14 protein-coding genes are annotated in these 16081 nt (G+C 70.9%); 13 read left to right on the top strand and 1 reads right to left on the bottom strand.

The genetic code is table 11. The annotated features are described in order from the left end of the window. Nucleotides 1-73: 73 nt before the first annotated feature. The 9 genes from ftsW to ACFZAX_RS18635 all read left to right on the top strand — a co-directional run bounded on the left by ftsW (nt 74) and on the right by ACFZAX_RS18635 (nt 8854). Nucleotides 74-1549, top strand: a complete 1476-nt coding sequence (ftsW, locus tag ACFZAX_RS18675; protein ID WP_390962722.1) for a putative lipid II flippase FtsW — start codon at nt 74-76, stop codon at nt 1547-1549. Nucleotides 1550-1555: 6 nt separating this feature from the next. After that, nucleotides 1556-2650 (top strand): undecaprenyldiphospho-muramoylpentapeptide beta-N-acetylglucosaminyltransferase, encoded by a 1095-nt coding sequence (gene murG / locus ACFZAX_RS18670; RefSeq protein ID WP_328722196.1) that lies wholly within the window; start codon nt 1556-1558, stop codon nt 2648-2650. 49 nt (nt 2651-2699) lie between these two features. Continuing rightward, entirely contained in the window at nt 2700-3494 is a 795-nt protein-coding gene (locus ACFZAX_RS18665) for an FtsQ-type POTRA domain-containing protein (RefSeq protein WP_390962720.1), read from the top strand. A 275-nt stretch (nt 3495-3769) separates the two neighbouring features. Further along, the gene (gene ftsZ / locus ACFZAX_RS18660) at nt 3770-4981 is read left to right on the top strand and encodes a cell division protein FtsZ (RefSeq protein ID WP_390962718.1); all 1212 of its coding nucleotides are present in this window, start codon (nt 3770-3772) and stop codon (nt 4979-4981) included. Next, nucleotides 4981-5820 (top strand): peptidoglycan editing factor PgeF, encoded by an 840-nt coding sequence (gene pgeF, locus ACFZAX_RS18655; RefSeq protein WP_390963009.1) that lies wholly within the window; start codon nt 4981-4983, stop codon nt 5818-5820. Before ftsZ ends, pgeF begins: the two co-directional genes overlap by 1 nt. Further along, on the top strand, nt 5817-6539 hold the full coding sequence (locus ACFZAX_RS18650) for a YggS family pyridoxal phosphate-dependent enzyme (protein ID WP_390962716.1): 723 nt from the start codon (nt 5817-5819) through the stop codon (nt 6537-6539). Before pgeF ends, ACFZAX_RS18650 begins: the two co-directional genes overlap by 4 nt. Before the next feature lie 126 nt (nt 6540-6665). Continuing rightward, nucleotides 6666-7283, top strand: a complete 618-nt coding sequence (locus tag ACFZAX_RS18645; RefSeq protein ID WP_327175244.1) for a cell division protein SepF — start codon at nt 6666-6668, stop codon at nt 7281-7283. Nucleotides 7284-7353: 70 nt separating this feature from the next. After that, the gene (locus ACFZAX_RS18640; protein ID WP_327175243.1) at nt 7354-7650 is read left to right on the top strand and encodes a YggT family protein; all 297 of its coding nucleotides are present in this window, start codon (nt 7354-7356) and stop codon (nt 7648-7650) included. A 49-nt stretch (nt 7651-7699) separates the two neighbouring features. Then, nucleotides 7700-8854 (top strand): DivIVA domain-containing protein, encoded by a 1155-nt coding sequence (locus ACFZAX_RS18635; protein ID WP_390962713.1) that lies wholly within the window; start codon nt 7700-7702, stop codon nt 8852-8854. A gap of 274 nt (nt 8855-9128) precedes the next feature. Here the strand turns inward: ACFZAX_RS18635 and ileS are convergent, their stop codons facing one another. Further along, complete coding sequence (ileS, locus tag ACFZAX_RS18630) at nt 9129-12272, bottom strand: isoleucine--tRNA ligase (RefSeq protein ID WP_390962711.1); 3144 nt, start codon at nt 12270-12272, stop codon at nt 9129-9131. Between the two features lie 572 nt (nt 12273-12844). On the opposite strand from ileS, the gene ACFZAX_RS18625 reads away from it, so the two are divergent. The 4 genes from ACFZAX_RS18625 to ACFZAX_RS18610 all read left to right on the top strand — a co-directional run bounded on the left by ACFZAX_RS18625 (nt 12845) and on the right by ACFZAX_RS18610 (nt 15951). Then, complete coding sequence (locus ACFZAX_RS18625) at nt 12845-13660, top strand: TraR/DksA C4-type zinc finger protein (RefSeq protein ID WP_390962710.1); 816 nt, start codon at nt 12845-12847, stop codon at nt 13658-13660. Between the two features lie 117 nt (nt 13661-13777). Beyond that, nucleotides 13778-14413 carry a signal peptidase II gene (gene lspA, locus ACFZAX_RS18620; RefSeq protein ID WP_390962709.1) on the top strand — a complete coding sequence of 212 codons (636 nt, stop codon included), beginning with the start codon at nt 13778-13780 and terminating at the stop codon, nt 14411-14413. Nucleotides 14414-14518: 105 nt separating this feature from the next. Then, nucleotides 14519-15460, top strand: a complete 942-nt coding sequence (locus ACFZAX_RS18615) for an RluA family pseudouridine synthase (RefSeq protein ID WP_390962708.1) — start codon at nt 14519-14521, stop codon at nt 15458-15460. Further along, nucleotides 15457-15951, top strand: coding sequence for a GNAT family N-acetyltransferase (locus ACFZAX_RS18610; protein ID WP_390962706.1), 495 nt, complete (start codon nt 15457-15459; stop codon nt 15949-15951). Before ACFZAX_RS18615 ends, ACFZAX_RS18610 begins: the two co-directional genes overlap by 4 nt. The last annotated feature ends 130 nt before the right edge of the window (nt 15952-16081 follow it).

The following is a 16081-nucleotide window of genomic DNA, read 5'->3' as shown; positions in this document are numbered from 1 at the left end:
GGGACGGGTACGGCCCGTCCGGGCCGCCGGGCCGTCGCCGCCCCGGGCACGACCAGCGGAGGGGACAGCGACTATGCCGGCCGATGAGGGGCCCGACGCCCGAGGACGGGTCCGCGCACGGGCCCACGCGACGAGGACCGGCGCCTTCCTCACCCGGCCGTTCACCCCGGCCGCCCCGTACGGCCCGCCCGGAGACGGTGTGCCGACCCACCCCGGCGTGGCCCTGCGCGGACGGCTGGCCGCGGGCTCCGGACGCGGCCCCCGGCCCGCCCGGCCCCCGGCCCGCCCGGCCCCCGCCCCCCGCAGCCCGCGCGGCGGCGGGGTGCGCCGCGCCCGCGAACGGGCACTGAGGGCCTGGGACCGCCCCCTGACGGCGTACTACGTCATCCTCGGCTCCAGCCTGCTGATCATCGTGCTGGGCCTCGTGATGGTCTACAGCGCCTCCATGATCAAGGCGCTGGAACTCGCCAAGCCGAGCACCTACTTCTTCCGCAAGCAATTCCTGGCCGCCGTCATCGGAGCCGGACTGATGGTGCTGGCCGCCCGCATGCCGGTCAAGCTCCACCGAGGGCTCGCCTACCCGATGCTGCTCGGCACGGTCTTCCTGATGGCGCTGGTCCAGGTCCCCGGCATAGGGATGTCGGTCAACGGCAACCAGAACTGGCTCTACATCGGTGGCCCGTTCCAGCTCCAGCCCAGCGAGTTCGGGAAGCTGGCCCTCGTGCTGTGGGGGGCCGACCTGCTCGCCCGCAAACAGGACAAGCGGCTGCTCACCCAGTGGAAGCACATGCTGGTGCCGCTGGTCCCGGTCGCCTTCATGCTGCTGGGACTGATCATGCTCGGCGGCGACATGGGCACCGCGATCATCCTCACCGCGATCCTCTTCGGCCTGCTCTGGCTCGCCGGGGCGCCCACCCGGCTCTTCGTCGGGGTGCTCGGCTTCGCCGGGGCCATCGCCGTCCTGCTGATCAAGACCAACCCGAACCGCATGTCCCGGCTCGCCTGCGTGGGCGTCAGCGAACCGGACGCCGCGGGCGGCTGCTGGCAGGCCGCGCACGGAATCTACGCCCTCGCGTCCGGTGGCTGGTTCGGATCGGGACTCGGTGCGAGCGTGGAAAAATGGGGACAACTGCCAGAACCCCACACCGACTTCATCTTCGCCATCACCGGCGAGGAACTGGGGCTGGCGGGGACTCTGTCGGTGCTCGCCCTCTTCGCGGCTCTAGGCTATGCGGGTATCCGCGTGGCCGGACGCACGGAGGACCCCTTCGTGAGGTACGCCGCGGGAGGTGTGACGACCTGGATCACCGCGCAGGCTGTGATCAACATCGGTGCGGTGCTCGGTCTGCTGCCGATCGCCGGCGTCCCGCTCCCGCTGTTCTCCTACGGGGGGTCGGCCCTGCTGCCGACCATGTTCGCGGTCGGGCTGATGATCGCCTTCGCGCGTGAGCAGCCCGGTGCGCAAGCGGCCCTGGCCATGCGGAGGCCCGGGGTGAGATGGAAGACGATGAGACGGCGCGTCAAGAAGCGTCCGTCCGGAGAGCGGTGAATTTCGGTGCATGTCGTACTCGCCGGCGGGGGGACCGCCGGCCACATCGAGCCCGCGCTTGCCCTCGCAGACGCCCTGCGCAGGCAGGACCCGACCGTGGGCATCACCGCCCTCGGCACGGAACGCGGACTGGAGACAAGGCTCGTACCCGAGCGGGGGTACGACCTGGCGCTCATCCCGGCCGTACCGCTGCCCCGTAAGCCCACACCGGAGCTGATCACCGTCCCGGGCCGGCTGCGCGGCACCATCAAGGCCGCCGAGCAGATCCTGGAACGCACCAAGGCCGACTGCGTGGTCGGCTTCGGCGGTTACGTCGCGCTGCCCGGATACCTCGCAGCCAAGCGCGCCGGAGTGCCGATCGTCGTCCACGAGGCCAACGCCCGCCCCGGCCTGGCCAACAAGATCGGCTCCCGGTACGCCCACGGCGTCGCCGTCTCCACCCCCGACAGCAAGCTGCGCGGTGCCCGCTACATCGGCATCCCGCTGCGCCGCACCATCGCCACCCTGGACCGGGCCCGGGTCCGCCCCGAGGCGCGCGCCGCCTTCCGGCTCGACCCCAACCTGCCCACCCTGCTGGTCTCCGGCGGTTCGCAGGGCGCCCGCCACCTCAACGAGGTGGTCCAGCGGGTCGCGCCGCTGCTCCAGCGTTCGGGCATCCAGATCCTGCACGTGGTCGGCCCGAAGAACGAATTGCCGCGTATCGACAACATGCCCGGTATGCCGCCCTATATCCCGGTACCGTACGTGGACCGGATGGACCTCGCGTACGCGGCGGCCGACATGATGCTCTGCCGTGCGGGCGCGATGACCGTGGCCGAACTCTCCGCCGTCGGGCTGCCCGCCGCGTACGTCCCGCTGCCGATCGGCAACGGCGAACAGCGGCTCAACGCTCAGCCGGTGGTCAACGCCGGCGGCGGCCTGCTGGTCGACGACGCGGCCCTCACTCCCGAGTGGGTACAGGCCAACGTCCTCCCGGTGCTGTCCGATCCGCACCGACTGTACGAAATGTCGCGTGCCGCCGCCGAGTTCGGCCGCCGCGATGCCGACGACCTGCTCGTCGGCATGGTGTACGAAGCGATTGCCGCACGCCGCCAGGCGTGAGGCGGGGCGGGCCCGGGGCGTGCGCCCCGGGCCCGGCGAAGGAGCGAGCGTGGCCGGACCGACGACCGCCCAGCGCGGTTCAGGGCAGCAGGCGGACACTCCGGCGCGCGCGCCGCACGCCGGACCCGGAAGAGACGGGTCCGCCCGCCGCAGAAACCTGCTCCTCGGAGCCTCGGGGGCCGCTCTGCTGGCCGGGGGCCTGGCGTGGGCGCTCTGGGGCTCCTCCTGGCTCCGGCTGGAGCGGGTCGAGGTCGGCGGGACCGGGATCCTCTCCACGGCGGAGGTGGAGGCGGCGGCTGCGGCTCCGGTCGGCTCGCCGCTGATCGGGGTGGACACCGATTCCCTGGAGCGCCGGTTGCGGCAGAAGCTCCCCCGTATCGACACCGTGGACGTCACGCGTTCCTGGCCGCACGGAATCGATATCGAGGTGACCGAGCGAAAGCCGGTCCTCCTGGTGAAAAAGGGCGCAAAGTTCACCGAAGTGGACTCCGGAGGTGTGCGGTTCGCAACCGTGGGCAAAGCGCCCAAGGGGATCCCTTTGCTGGAATTGAAACCCGATCGTTCCGCCAGTCTGCGCCGTTTCGGCGGTGACCGTCTGTTGCGGGAGGCGGTCGGTGTCGCCGGCGACCTCCCCGCCGCCGTCGCCCGGGACACCGAGGTCGTGCGGGTGACCTCGTACGATGCGATCTCGCTGGAGCTGACGGGGGGACGGGAAGTGGTCTGGGGCAGTGGTGAACAGGGCGCGGTGAAGGCGAAAGTCCTCACCGCCCTGATGAAAGCGGCACCCAAAGCAGGACACTTCGACGTGAGTGCGCCCACCGCTCCTGCGTCTTCGGACAGTTGACGGGTATTTGCCCTGACCAGCACCCTGGTTGGTCATCGCTACGGGTGATCACATAGGGTGAAAAGAAAAACGGGAGGTTCGGCGTGTTCGTTGAACGTGCGCCACTTGTCGACTTAGTGTCCTGTTCGGAAGAGTCCAAGAAGCAGACACACTGGTAACCCTAAACTTCAGCGTTAGGGTTTGGGTCGGCGTTCGGACCGTCCCCATCGACATCCGTCGTCGCGGCGGGCCACCGCAGAGCGACGACACGTAAATCGAGGCGAGAGGCCTTCGACGTGGCAGCACCGCAGAACTACCTCGCAGTCATCAAGGTCATCGGTGTCGGCGGCGGTGGTGTCAATGCCATCAACCGAATGATCGAGGTCGGTCTCAAGGGCGTCGAGTTCATCGCGATCAACACGGACGCGCAAGCCCTGTTGATGAGCGACGCCGACGTCAAGCTCGACGTCGGCCGTGAACTCACCCGGGGACTCGGCGCCGGGGCCAACCCGGCAGTCGGTCGCAAGGCGGCAGAGGACCACCGTGAAGAGATCGAGGAGGTCCTCAAGGGGGCCGACATGGTCTTCGTCACCGCAGGAGAGGGCGGCGGCACCGGCACCGGCGGCGCACCCGTCGTCGCCAACATCGCCCGCTCGCTGGGCGCCCTGACGATCGGTGTGGTCACCCGCCCGTTCACCTTCGAGGGCCGTCGGCGCGCGAACCAGGCGGAGGACGGCATCGCCGAACTCCGCGAAGAGGTCGACACCCTCATCGTCATCCCCAACGACCGGCTGCTGTCCATCTCGGACCGCCAGGTGAGCGTGCTCGACGCGTTCAAGTCGGCCGACCAGGTGCTGCTCTCGGGTGTCCAGGGCATCACCGATCTGATCACCACCCCCGGCCTCATCAACCTCGACTTCGCCGACGTCAAGTCGGTCATGTCCGAGGCGGGTTCGGCACTCATGGGCATCGGCTCGGCCCGTGGCGACGACCGCGCGGTGGCGGCGGCCGAGATGGCGATCTCCTCGCCCCTCCTGGAGGCGTCCATCGACGGCGCCCGCGGCGTGCTGCTCTCCATCTCCGGCGGCAGCGACCTCGGTCTCTTCGAGATCAACGAGGCCGCCCAGCTGGTGAGCGAGGCGGCGCACCCGGAGGCGAACATCATCTTCGGCGCGGTCATCGACGACGCGCTGGGCGACGAGGTGCGGGTCACCGTGATCGCTGCGGGCTTCGACGGCGGCCAGCCGCCGGCCCGCCGCGAGAACGTGATCGGTGCCGCTTCGGCCAAGCGCGAGGAGCCCGCTCCGTCGGGCCGGCCCGAGCCGGTCCGCCACTCGGCCGGACTCGGCTCCGTCCCGCCGCGCGACGAAGCCCCGGCTCCTGTCGAGGCCGTGCCGGCCGCGAACGACGTCTCGCTGCCGCCGGTCTCCCCGCCGCACGTTCCGACGGCCCGTCCCTACCAGGACACCCAGGCCGAAGAGCTGGACGTACCGGACTTCCTGAAGTGATAGACCGGCACGACGTGGTCCCCGCGCACCTCGCGGGGGCCACGGAGACAGCAGGACCCGCAGCGGACACGTCCGGCGGCGCCGGCGCTCACTTCGCCTTCACCGACCGGTGGGGCGGAGTGAGCGCCGCCCCGTACGCGTCCCTGAACCTCGGCGGCGCGGTCGGAGACGACCCCGCCGCCGTGGTCGCGAACAGGGCGCGCGCGGCCGGTTCCCTCGGACTCGACCCGGAGCGGGTCGTCTGGATGAACCAGGTGCACGGCCGCGAGGTCGCCGTGGTCGACCGGCCGTGGGGCCCGGACCGCGAGATCCCCGCGGTGGACGCGCTGGTGACCGCCCGTCGGGCGCTCGCCCTGGCGGTGCTCACCGCCGACTGCGTCCCGGTCCTGATGGCCGACCCGGTCGCCGGGGTCGTCGCGGCGGCACACGCCGGTCGCCCGGGGCTCGTCGCCGGAGTCGTCCCCGCCGCCGTGGAGGCGATGCTCGCCCTCGGCGCCGAAGCCTCCCGGATCGTCGCCCGCACCGGACCGGCGGTCTGCGGTGGATGCTACGAAGTCCCCGCGGTGATGCGGGACGAGGTCGCCGCGGTTGTCCCCGCCGCCCGGGCCGAGACCCGGTGGGGCACCCCGGCGGTCGACGTCGTCGCCGGAGTCCACTCCCAACTGGACGCCCTCGGCGTGCGTGACGTACAGCGTTCGCCCTTCTGCACGCGGGAGTCGGACGACCACTTCTCGTACCGGCGCGACCGCACCACCGGAAGGCTCGCCGGATACGTCTGGCTGGACGGGCATCTCGATGGGGGCGACCAGGACGACCAGGACGACGAGGGCAGGGCATGACGGACCGCGGCACGGAACTCGCCGAGAACCTGGCGCGGGTGGAGGAACGTATCGCCTCGGCCTGTGCCGCGGCCGGCCGGTCGCGGGACGAGGTCACCCTCATCGTGGTCACCAAGACCTACCCCGCCGACGACGTGCGGATCCTGCACGGCCTCGGTGTGCGTCAGGTGGCCGAGAACCGTGACCAGGACGCCGCCCCCAAGGCTGCGGACTGCTCGGATCTGCCGCTCACTTGGCACTTTGTCGGTCAACTTCAGACCAACAAGGTTCGTTCGGTGACGCGTTATGCCGATGTGGTGCAGTCCATCGACCGCATCAAGCTCGTTTCCGCACTCTCCACGGCCGCGGCCGGAGAGCGGGAGACCGAACTCGGCTGTCTGATCCAGGTCGCCCTCGACGCCGGGAACGGCGGGCGCGGCGATCGGGGCGGAGTCGCGCCGGAGGGGGTGGAGGCGCTGGCCGACGCGGTGGCGGCGGCACCCGGGCTCCGGCTCGACGGCCTGATGACGGTCGCGCCGCTCGCCGGTCCGTACGCGGGACGGCAACGAGCCGCCTTCGGGCGGCTGATGGAAATCTCATCCCGGCTGCGCGCGGACCATCCGACTGCGAACATGGTTTCCGCGGGGATGAGTTCGGATCTTGAGGACGCCGTGGCGGCCGGAGCGACACATGTGCGCGTCGGTACTGCGGTACTCGGAGTCCGACCCCGGCTCGGGTAACGTCGCGAAGAAGGTCGGACCACAGCAGAAAATATGGTCATTCCCGCTCATTACGGGGCAGACCACCGTGGATCGCTGGCACTTGGTGACGATTGCCGATCCACCACAGAGCGGAGGACTCGGAGCATGGCCGGCGCGATGCGCAAGATGGCGGTCTACCTCGGCCTCGTGGAGGACGATGGGTACGACGGTCCGGGGTTCGACCCCGACGATGAATTCGAACCCGAGCCGGAGCCCGAGCGGGACCGGCGCAGGCACCAGCCCGCGCATCAGGTGGAGCGGGAGCGCGAACGGGACGAACCGGTACGAGTGGTGCAACCCCCCGCGCCGCGCGAGCCAGTTCAGCTGCCCGCGGACAGCGTGCGACCCGCCCGGATCGCACCCGTGGCATCCATCACACCTGAGCGCCCCAACCTGGAGAAGAACGCACCCGTGATCATGCCCAAGGTCGTCTCCGAGCGGGAGCCGTACCGCATCACCACGCTGCACCCCCGGACCTACAACGAGGCCCGTACCATCGGGGAACACTTCCGCGAGGGCACTCCGGTGATCATGAATCTCACGGAGATGGACGACACGGATGCGAAGCGACTTGTCGACTTTGCCGCGGGACTGGTCTTCGGGCTTCATGGCAGCATTGAGCGCGTGACGCAGAAGGTGTTCCTGTTGTCGCCTGCTAACGTCGATGTCACGGCGGAGGACAAGGCCCGCATTGCAGAGGGCGGGTTCTTCAACCAGAGCTGAGAACGCGACACGGGAACAACCCGGCCGAGAGGCCGGAGCTACGAGAGCCAGGGGAGAGGGAAGCGCGGTCATGGGCGTCGCACTCGATGTGGTCTACATCGCGCTGATGTGTTTCCTCATCGTGCTGATCTTCCGGCTGGTCATGGACTACGTCTTCCAGTTCGCGCGTTCATGGCAGCCGGGCAAGCCGATGGTGGTCGTTCTTGAGGCCACCTACACTGTCACCGATCCACCGCTCAAGCTCCTGCGGCGGTTGATTCCGCCGCTGCGTCTCGGGGGCGTGGCACTCGACCTGTCCTTCTTCGTTCTGATGATCATCGTCTACATCCTGCTCACCCTCCTGGGCAACATTGCGAGCAGCGTGTGAACGATACGGTCTTGCCGACTGCCGACGACTACGTAGAGGTGAAGAAGAGATGCCGCTGACCCCCGAGGACGTGCGGAACAAGCAGTTCACGACCGTCCGCCTCCGAGAAGGCTATGACGAGGACGAGGTCGATGCCTTCCTCGACGAGGTCGAATCCGAGCTGACGCGACTGCTCCGCGAGAACGAGGACCTGCGCGCCAAGCTGGCCGCGGCGACGCGTGCCGCCGCGCAGAATCAGCAGCAGCAGGCCATGCGCAAGCCCCCGGAGCAGCAGCAGCAGGAGAGGCCCGGGGCTCCCGTGCCCGCCGCCATATCGGGTCCGCCGGTCCAGCAGCAGCCCCCGCAGATGGGTCCGCCGCAGCTGCCCGCCGGTCCCAGTGGCCACGGCCCCCAGCAGGGGCAGCAGGGCCCCGGCCCGCAGGGCCAGCACGGCCCCGGCCCGATGCAGGGCGGCCCGATGGGCGGTCCCATGGGCGGCACGATGGGTGGCCCCATGGGCCACGCCCCGCAGCAGATGCACCAGCAGATGCAGCCCATGCAGCAGATGCAGCAGCCGATGCAGCAGATGCAGCAGCCCGGTCAGGGACCCGGTGGCGACAGCGCCGCCCGTGTTCTGTCGCTGGCTCAGCAGACCGCCGACCAGGCGATCGCGGAGGCCCGTTCCGAGGCCAACAAGATCGTCGGTGAGGCGCGCAGCCGCGCCGAGGGCCTGGAGCGCGACGCGCGGGCGAAGGCCGACGCGCTGGAGCGGGACGCGCAGGAGAAGCACCGCGTGGCGATGGGCTCGCTGGAGTCGGCCCGCGCGACGCTGGAGCGCAAGGTCGAGGACCTGCGCGGCTTCGAGCGCGAGTACCGCACCCGCCTGAAGTCGTACCTGGAGAGCCAGCTGCGTCAGCTGGAGACGCAGGCCGACGACTCGCTGGCCCCGCCGCGTACCCCCGCCGCCGCTTCGCTGCCGCCGTCGCCTTCGCTGGCTCCGGCCGGTGCCGGTGCGATGGGCCACGGCATGGGCTCCGGCAACCACGGCGGACCGTCGATGGGCGGCAACCCGTCCATGGGTCCCGGACCGTCGTTCGGCGGGCAGCAGCAGATGTCGCCCGCGATGACGCAGCCGATGGCACCGGTACGGCCGCAGGCGCCGCAGCCGATGCAGCAGGCTCCGTCGCCGATGCGCGGCTTCCTCATCGACGAGGACGACAACTGACCGGCTCGCGCTCGCTGAGCGCGTAGCCGTCGGCAGGCTGAGGGCCGGGCCCCGGGGATCTCCCCGGGGCCCGGCCCTTTTTCGGGTACCGGCGGCAGGGAGGCCTCCGGTCGGCGTTCCCGGAACCGGCCGATATCCGCCTGGAGTTGCCTGAATCAACTCGGATACGTGTGAATCACCCTGTAGCGGGACAAGAGTTGCCGGTGCCCCGGGCCCCCGGGAACGCCGAAGGCCCGGCGGAGAGATCCGCCGGGCCTTCGGAGGGTCGTGCCGGTCAGTGCTTGCGGAGGCGGAAGCTCAGACCCAGGCCCTCGTCCTCGAACGCGGTGCCGTACGAGTCGTCGGCGTCGCCCCTGGCGTAGTCCAGGGCGAGCACCTCGTCCGCGATCAGCGAGGCGTGCTCGGTGAGCGCCTCCACCGTGGCGTCCGCGTCGGAGGTCCAGCGCACCGCGATCCGGTCCGCCACGTCCAGGCCGCTGTTCTTGCGGGCCTCCTGGATCAGCCGGATCGCGTCACGGGCGAGGCCCGCGCGGCGCAGCTCCGGGGTGATCTCCAGGTCCAGGGCGACCGTGGCGCCGGAGTCGGACGCCACCGACCAGCCCTCGCGCGGGGTCTCCGTGATGATGACCTCGTCCGGCGTCAGCGACACCGTCTCGCCGTCCACCTCGACCGACGCGGTGCCCTCGCGCAGCGCCTGCGACAGCGCGGCGGCGTCGGCGTTCGCGACGGCCTTGGCGACCGCCTGCACGCCCTTGCCGAAACGCTTGCCCAGCGCACGGAAGTTGGCCTTCGCCGTGGTGTCGACCAGCGAGCCGCCCACCTCGGAGAGGGAGGCCACCGAGGAGACGTTCAGCTCCTCGGTGATCTGCGCGTGCAGTTCGGCGGAGAGCGTCTCGAAGCCGGCCGCCGCGACCAGCGCGCGGGAGAGCGGCTGACGGGTCTTCACGCCCGACTCGGCGCGGGTGGCCCGGCCGAGCTCCACCAGCCGGCGCACCAGCGCCATCCGGGTGGAGAGCTCGGGGTCGACCGCCGAGGCGTCGGCCACCGGCCACGAGGAGAGGTGCACCGACTCGGGGGCGTCCGGGGTCACCGGGACCACCAGGTCCTGCCAGACCCGCTCGGTGATGAACGGGGTCAGCGGGGCCATCAGGCGGGTCACCGTCTCGACGACCTCGTGCAGTGTGCGCAGCGCGGCCTTGTCGCCCTGCCAGAAGCGACGGCGCGAGCGGCGGACGTACCAGTTGGACAGGTCGTCGACGAACGAGGAGAGCAGCTTGCCCGCCCGCTGGGTGTCGAAGCCGTCCAGTGCGGTGGTCACCTGGTCCACCAGGGCGTTGAGTTCACTCAGCAGCCAGCGGTCCAGGACCGTGCGGTCCGCCGGCGTAGGGTCGGCCGCCGAGGGTGCCCAGCCGGACGTGCGGGCGTACAACGCCTGGAAGGCGACCGTGTTCCAGTACGTCAGGAGGGTCTTGCGGACGACCTCCTGGATCGTGCCGTGCCCCACGCGCCGGGCCGCCCACGGCGAACCGCCCGCGGCCATGAACCAGCGCACCGCGTCGGCGCCGTGCTGGTCCATCAGCGGGATCGGGTCGAGGGTGTTGCCCAGGTGCTTGGACATCTTCCGGCCGTCCTCGGCGAGGATGTGGCCGAGGCAGACGACGTTCTCGTAGGAGGACTGGTCGAAGACGAGGGTGCCGACCGCCATCAGCGTGTAGAACCAGCCACGCGTCTGGTCGATGGCCTCCGAGATGAACTGCGCCGGGTAGCGGCTCTCGAAGACTTCCTTGTTCTTGTACGGGTAGCCCCACTGCGCGAACGGCATCGAACCCGAGTCGTACCAGGCGTCGATGACCTCGGGCACGCGGTACGCCTCCAGCCGGCAGTCCGCCTCGGTGCAGGTGAACGTGATCGCGTCGACGAACGGCCGGTGCGGGTCGAGGCCCGACTGGTCGCTGCCGGTGAGCTCGGACAGCTCGGCGCGCGAGCCGACACAGGTCAGGTGGCCGTCCTCGCAACGCCAGATCGGCAGCGGGGTGCCCCAGTAGCGGTTGCGGGAGAGCGCCCAGTCGACGTTGTTGTGCAGCCAGTCGCCGAAGCGACCGTTCTTCACCGAGTCCGGGAACCAGTTGGTCTTCTCGTTCTCGGCGAGGAGACGGTCCTTGACGGCGGTGGTGCGGATGTACCAGGACGGCTGCGCGTAGTAGAGCAGCGCCGTGTGGCAGCGCCAGCAGTGCGGGTAGCTGTGCTCGTACGGGACGTGGCGGAAGAGCTTGCCGCGGGCGGCCAGGTCCTCGGTGAGGGCCTCGTCCGCCTTCTTGAAGAAGACCCCGCCGACCAGCGGCAGGTCCTCCTCGAAGGTGCCGTCCGGGCGCACCGGGTTGACCACCGGCAGACCGTACGCCTTGCAGACCAGGAGGTCGTCGGCGCCGAACGCGGGGGACTGGTGGACCAGACCCGTACCGTCCTCGGTGGTGACGTACTCGGCGTTGACGACGTAGTGCGCCTCGGCGGGGAACTCGATCAGGTCGAAGGGGCGCTCGTAGGTCCAGCGCTCCATCTCCCGGCCGGTGAAGGACTGGCCGGTGAGCTCCCAGTCCTCGCCGAGCGCCTTCCCGACCAGCGGACGCGCCACGACGAGACGCTCCTCGCCGTTCGTCGCCACGACGTACTCGACGTCGGGGTGGGCGGCGACCGCGGTGTTGGAGACCAGCGTCCACGGGGTGGTCGTCCAGACCAGCAGCGCCGCCTGGCCGGCCAGCGGGCCGGAGGTCAGCGGGAAGCGGACGAAGACCGACGGGTCGACGACCGTCTCGTACCCCTGCGCCAGCTCGTGGTCGGAGAGGCCGGTGCCGCAGCGCGGGCACCACGGGGCGACGCGGTGCGACTGGACCAGCAGGTCCTTGTCGAAGATCTTCTTCAGCGACCACCAGACGGAGTCGACGTACTCCGGGTCCATGGTCCGGTACGCGTCGTCCATGTCGACCCAGTACCCCATGCGGGTCGTCAGGTCGGAGAAGGCGTCGGTGTGGCGGGTCACGGACTCACGGCACTTGGCGTTGAACTCGGCGATGCCGTACGCCTCGATGTCCTTCTTGCCGCTGAAGCCCAGCTCCTTCTCGACCGCGAGCTCGACCGGCAGGCCGTGGCAGTCCCAGCCGGCCTTCCGGCCGACGTGGTAGCCCCGCATCGTGCGGAAGCGCGGAAAGACGTCCTTGAAGACGCGGGCTTCGATGTGGTGGGCGCCGGGCATGCCGTTGGCGGTCGGCGGACCCTCGTAGAAGACCCACTCGGGGCGGCCCTCGGACTGTTCGAGGCTCTTGGCGAAGACCTTGCCCTCGCGCCAGAAGTCGAGCACGGAGTGCTCCAGCGCGGGCAGGTCGACCTGAGCGGGGACCGGGCGGTACTGCGGCGATGTCATGTTCGGGCTTCCTCCGGCGGACGTCTTCCCACTTCCGTCGGAGGGACGAGAGCGCTGGGCTCCCGCGGTACCACCCTCCTTGGCCCGGGCGCATGCCCGTGGCCCCCTCATTGGGGTGCGATGCCGGGTCTACTTGCCTGCCTGCGGCGTTCTTCCGGCGGCTCCGGGGTGATCTTCACGACGCGCTCGCCCCCGGGCTTCCACCGACCCCGGGTCGCTCTCGGCTGCGTACGACGCTACTCGTCCCATCCATGCCTCTCGCTGCGCCCAGTGTACGGGCCCGGGGGCGAGGCGTCCGACCGGTTTTGGACCGGGGCCTTCCGCTCGGACAGTGCCGGGCTCGCGCGCCCCGTCGCTGACCCGAATGGCGCGTCGCGCTCCCCGGTACGCGTGGCGTGGCCGCACGGCGGAATACCCGGCGGGGAGCTGGGCACAACGGATGCAGGCGGGCCGTCGGCGGGTGCGGGGAGGGGTGGCAGGGCGGCGTGCCCCGTTTGCCGCGGGTCATGGGTCGATTTATCGTCCCAGCACGATCCGCGAGCAGGATCACCCGAGGTGAAGGGGCCGCGCCCATGGTGGCGAAGAAGACCGTCGAACGGACGACCGCGTCAGCGACTTCACCGGACGCGGCGGACGACTGGACGGGCGAGGGAAGCGGCGCGGAAGCCGGGGGCGGCCACGGCGCTTCGGAGGCCAGGGCGAAGGCGGCGACCGGAAAGGCGACGGCCGGGAAGAAACCCGCGAAGAAGGCCGCCGCCAAGAAGGCCACCGCGAAGAAGACCGCGTCCACCGCATCCGGGAAGACCCCCGCGAAGAAGAGCGCGGCCCGCACGAGCACGGCGAAGAAGGCCGTACCAGCGGCCACGGAGGCGGCCGACGCCGCCCGGCAGACAGGAGAGCAGACGGTGGCAGCCAAGAAGACCGCGGCCAGGGCGGCGTCCGGCGGACCGAGCGCGACCGCGGTGCCCCCGGCACGCCTGGCGACCGCACCCGGGGAACTGGCCGTCCGGCCGGGGGAGGACCCGTGGACGCCGGAGGAGGTCGCCGGGGCGCGGGCCGAACTCACCGGTGAGGCCACCCGGCTCCGTGCAGAGCTGGAGGCCTCCGGCGCGGCCCTCGCCGGACTGATGCGCGACTCCGGCGACGGAGCCGGAGACGACGAGGCCGACACCGGTACGAAGAACATCACCCGCGAGCACGAGCTCTCGCTCGCCGCCCATGCGCAGGAGACGCTGGAGCAGACCGAGCGCGCCCTGGCCCGCATGGACGCCGGAACCTACGGCCTCTGCGAGGTCTGCGGCAAACCCATCGGCAAGGCCCGCATGCAGGCGTTCCCCCGCGCCACCCTCTGCGTGGAGGACAAGCAGAAGCAGGAGAGACGCGGCTGACCCTCCGGGGCGCTTCGTGTCGTACCCTCGTCCTCAATCGGCACCATGGCCGTGTCCGGTCGCCCCCGCCGGGCGGCCGGGCGTGCGGTACCGGACACGACCAGGTTGAGGATTCACGTGGCAGAGGCGGAGCGCACCATCGAAACGCCGGACATCCCCGACGCCGGAGCGGCCGGGGAGCCCGGGCCCCTCACCCCTGCCGACGGCACCGCGGCGGCCGAGGAGAGCGGGGCGCCGGAGGGCGGCGCCACCGCCGTCACGGGCAAGGGCAGGCGCAGGCTCGTCGCGCTCTTCACCGTGGCCGTCGTGGCCTACCTCCTCGACCTGATCAGCAAGACGCTCGTCGTCGCGAAGCTGGAGCACCACGACCCCGTCGAGATCATCGGTGACTGGCTGAAGCTGGAGGCGGTCCGCAACCCCGGCGCCGCCTTCTCCATGGGCGAGGCCTTCACGGTGGTCTTCACCGTCATTGCCGCGGCTGTGATCGTCGTCATCATCCGGCTCGCCCGCAAGCTCCGCAGCCTGCCCTGGGCGATCGCCCTCGGCCTGCTGCTCGGAGGTGCCCTCGGCAACCTCACCGACCGCCTGTTCCGCGCGCCGGGCGTCTTCAAGGGCGCGGTGGTGGACTTCATCTCCCCGGCGCACTTCGCGGTCTTCAACCTGGCCGACTCCGCGATCGTCTGCGGAGGCATCCTCATCGTGATCCTCTCCTTCCGGGGACTGGACCCGGACGGCACCGTCCACAAGGACTGAGGCCTGACTCCGGCCTTTCGCCCGGCCGCCGTCCGCCGGGGCCGGGCGACGGCCGGGGAAGATCGCCGGTCACAGCACCGGTGGCCGCAAGGCATACTCGACCAGGTGAGTACGCACCCCGAGATCCGAACCCTGCCCGTGCCCGACGGCCTGGAGGGCGAGCGCGTCGACGCCGCCATCTCCCGGATGTTCGGGTTCTCCCGCACCAAGGCCGCCGAGCTGGCCGCCGCCGGAAAGGTGCAGGTGGACGGTTCGGTGGCCGGGAAGTCCGACCGGGTCCAGGGCGGTGCCTGGATGGAGGTCGAGATGCCGCAGGCGGCTCCCCCGGTCCAGATCGTCGCCGAGCCCGTCGAGGGCATGGAGATCGTGCACGACGACGACGACATCGTCGTCATCGTGAAGCCGGTCGGCGTCGCCGCCCACCCGAGCCCCGGCTGGACCGGCACGACCGTCATCGGTGGTCTCGCCGCCGCCGGGTACCGCATCTCCACCTCGGGGGCCGCCGAGCGCCAGGGCATCGTGCACCGGCTCGACGTGGGAACCTCCGGGCTGATGGTGGTGGCCAAGTCGGAGCGGGCGTACACCCTGCTGAAGGCGCAGTTCCGCGACCGCGTCGTGGAGAAGAAGTACCACGCGCTGGTGCAGGGCCACCCGGACCCGATGAGCGGCACCATCGACGCCCCCATCGGACGCCACCCCAACCACGACTACAAGTGGGCCGTGATCCAGGAGGGCAAGCCCTCCGTGACGCACTACGACCTCATCGAGGCGTACCGTGCCGCGAGCCTGCTCGACATCAAGCTGGAGACGGGCCGCACGCACCAGATCCGCGTGCACATGTCCGCCCACCGCCACCCCTGCGTCGGCGACCTCACCTACGGCGCGGACCCCACCATGGCCAAGCGCCTCGGCCTGACCCGGCAGTGGCTGCACGCCGTCCGGCTCGGCTTCGAACACCCCTCGGACGGCAGCTGGGTCGAGTTCGCCAGCTCCTACCCGGCCGACCTGCAGAACGCCCTCGACACGATCGCCGCGGAGAGCGAATGAACACCGGCACCACCCCGTACACCGTCCGGCGGACGCGCGACGAGACGGACCGCGCGGCCTGCTTCCAGGTCCGCAAGGAGGTCTTCGTCGGCGAGCAGGGAGTGCCCGAGGACCTGGAGTACGACGCGTACGACCGGCCCGAGGCCACCACGGTGCACGTCATCGCGGTCACCGAGGACGGCACGGCGCTCGGCACCGGCCGGCTGCTGCACGGCGGGGCGGCGGCCGGGAAGACCGGCGGCGACCTCACCGTCGGCTCGCTGGGCCGGCTCGCCGTCACCGGGCCGGCCCGCGGCCTCGGCGTCGGGGCCGCACTCGTCCGCGCGATGGAGGACGAGGCGCGGGCGCTCGGACTGGCCGCCGTCGACCTGCACGCCCAGACCCACGCCCTCGGCTTCTACGAGCGCCTCGGCTACCAGGTGTACGGCCCCGAGTTCCAGGACGCGGGGATAGCGCACCGCGCCATGCGCCGCACGCTCGCGGAGCAGTAGCCAACGTTCGCCCGACGCCCCTCAGGGGTGTCACCGCACCCGGGGCGAGCGCGAAGGTCCCGCCCGTCGGGCGGCGCCCGACCCACCCTCCGTGCGGACGGCGCTCCTTGGGAAACGTTCCCTCGCCGAC

It is taken from the genome of Streptomyces sp. NPDC008125 (assembly GCF_042957125.1).
Taxonomy (GTDB): domain Bacteria; phylum Actinomycetota; class Actinomycetes; order Streptomycetales; family Streptomycetaceae; genus Streptomyces.
Note: the sequence above shows the minus strand (reverse complement) of the source record. Positions and strands in the feature narration are given on the sequence as shown.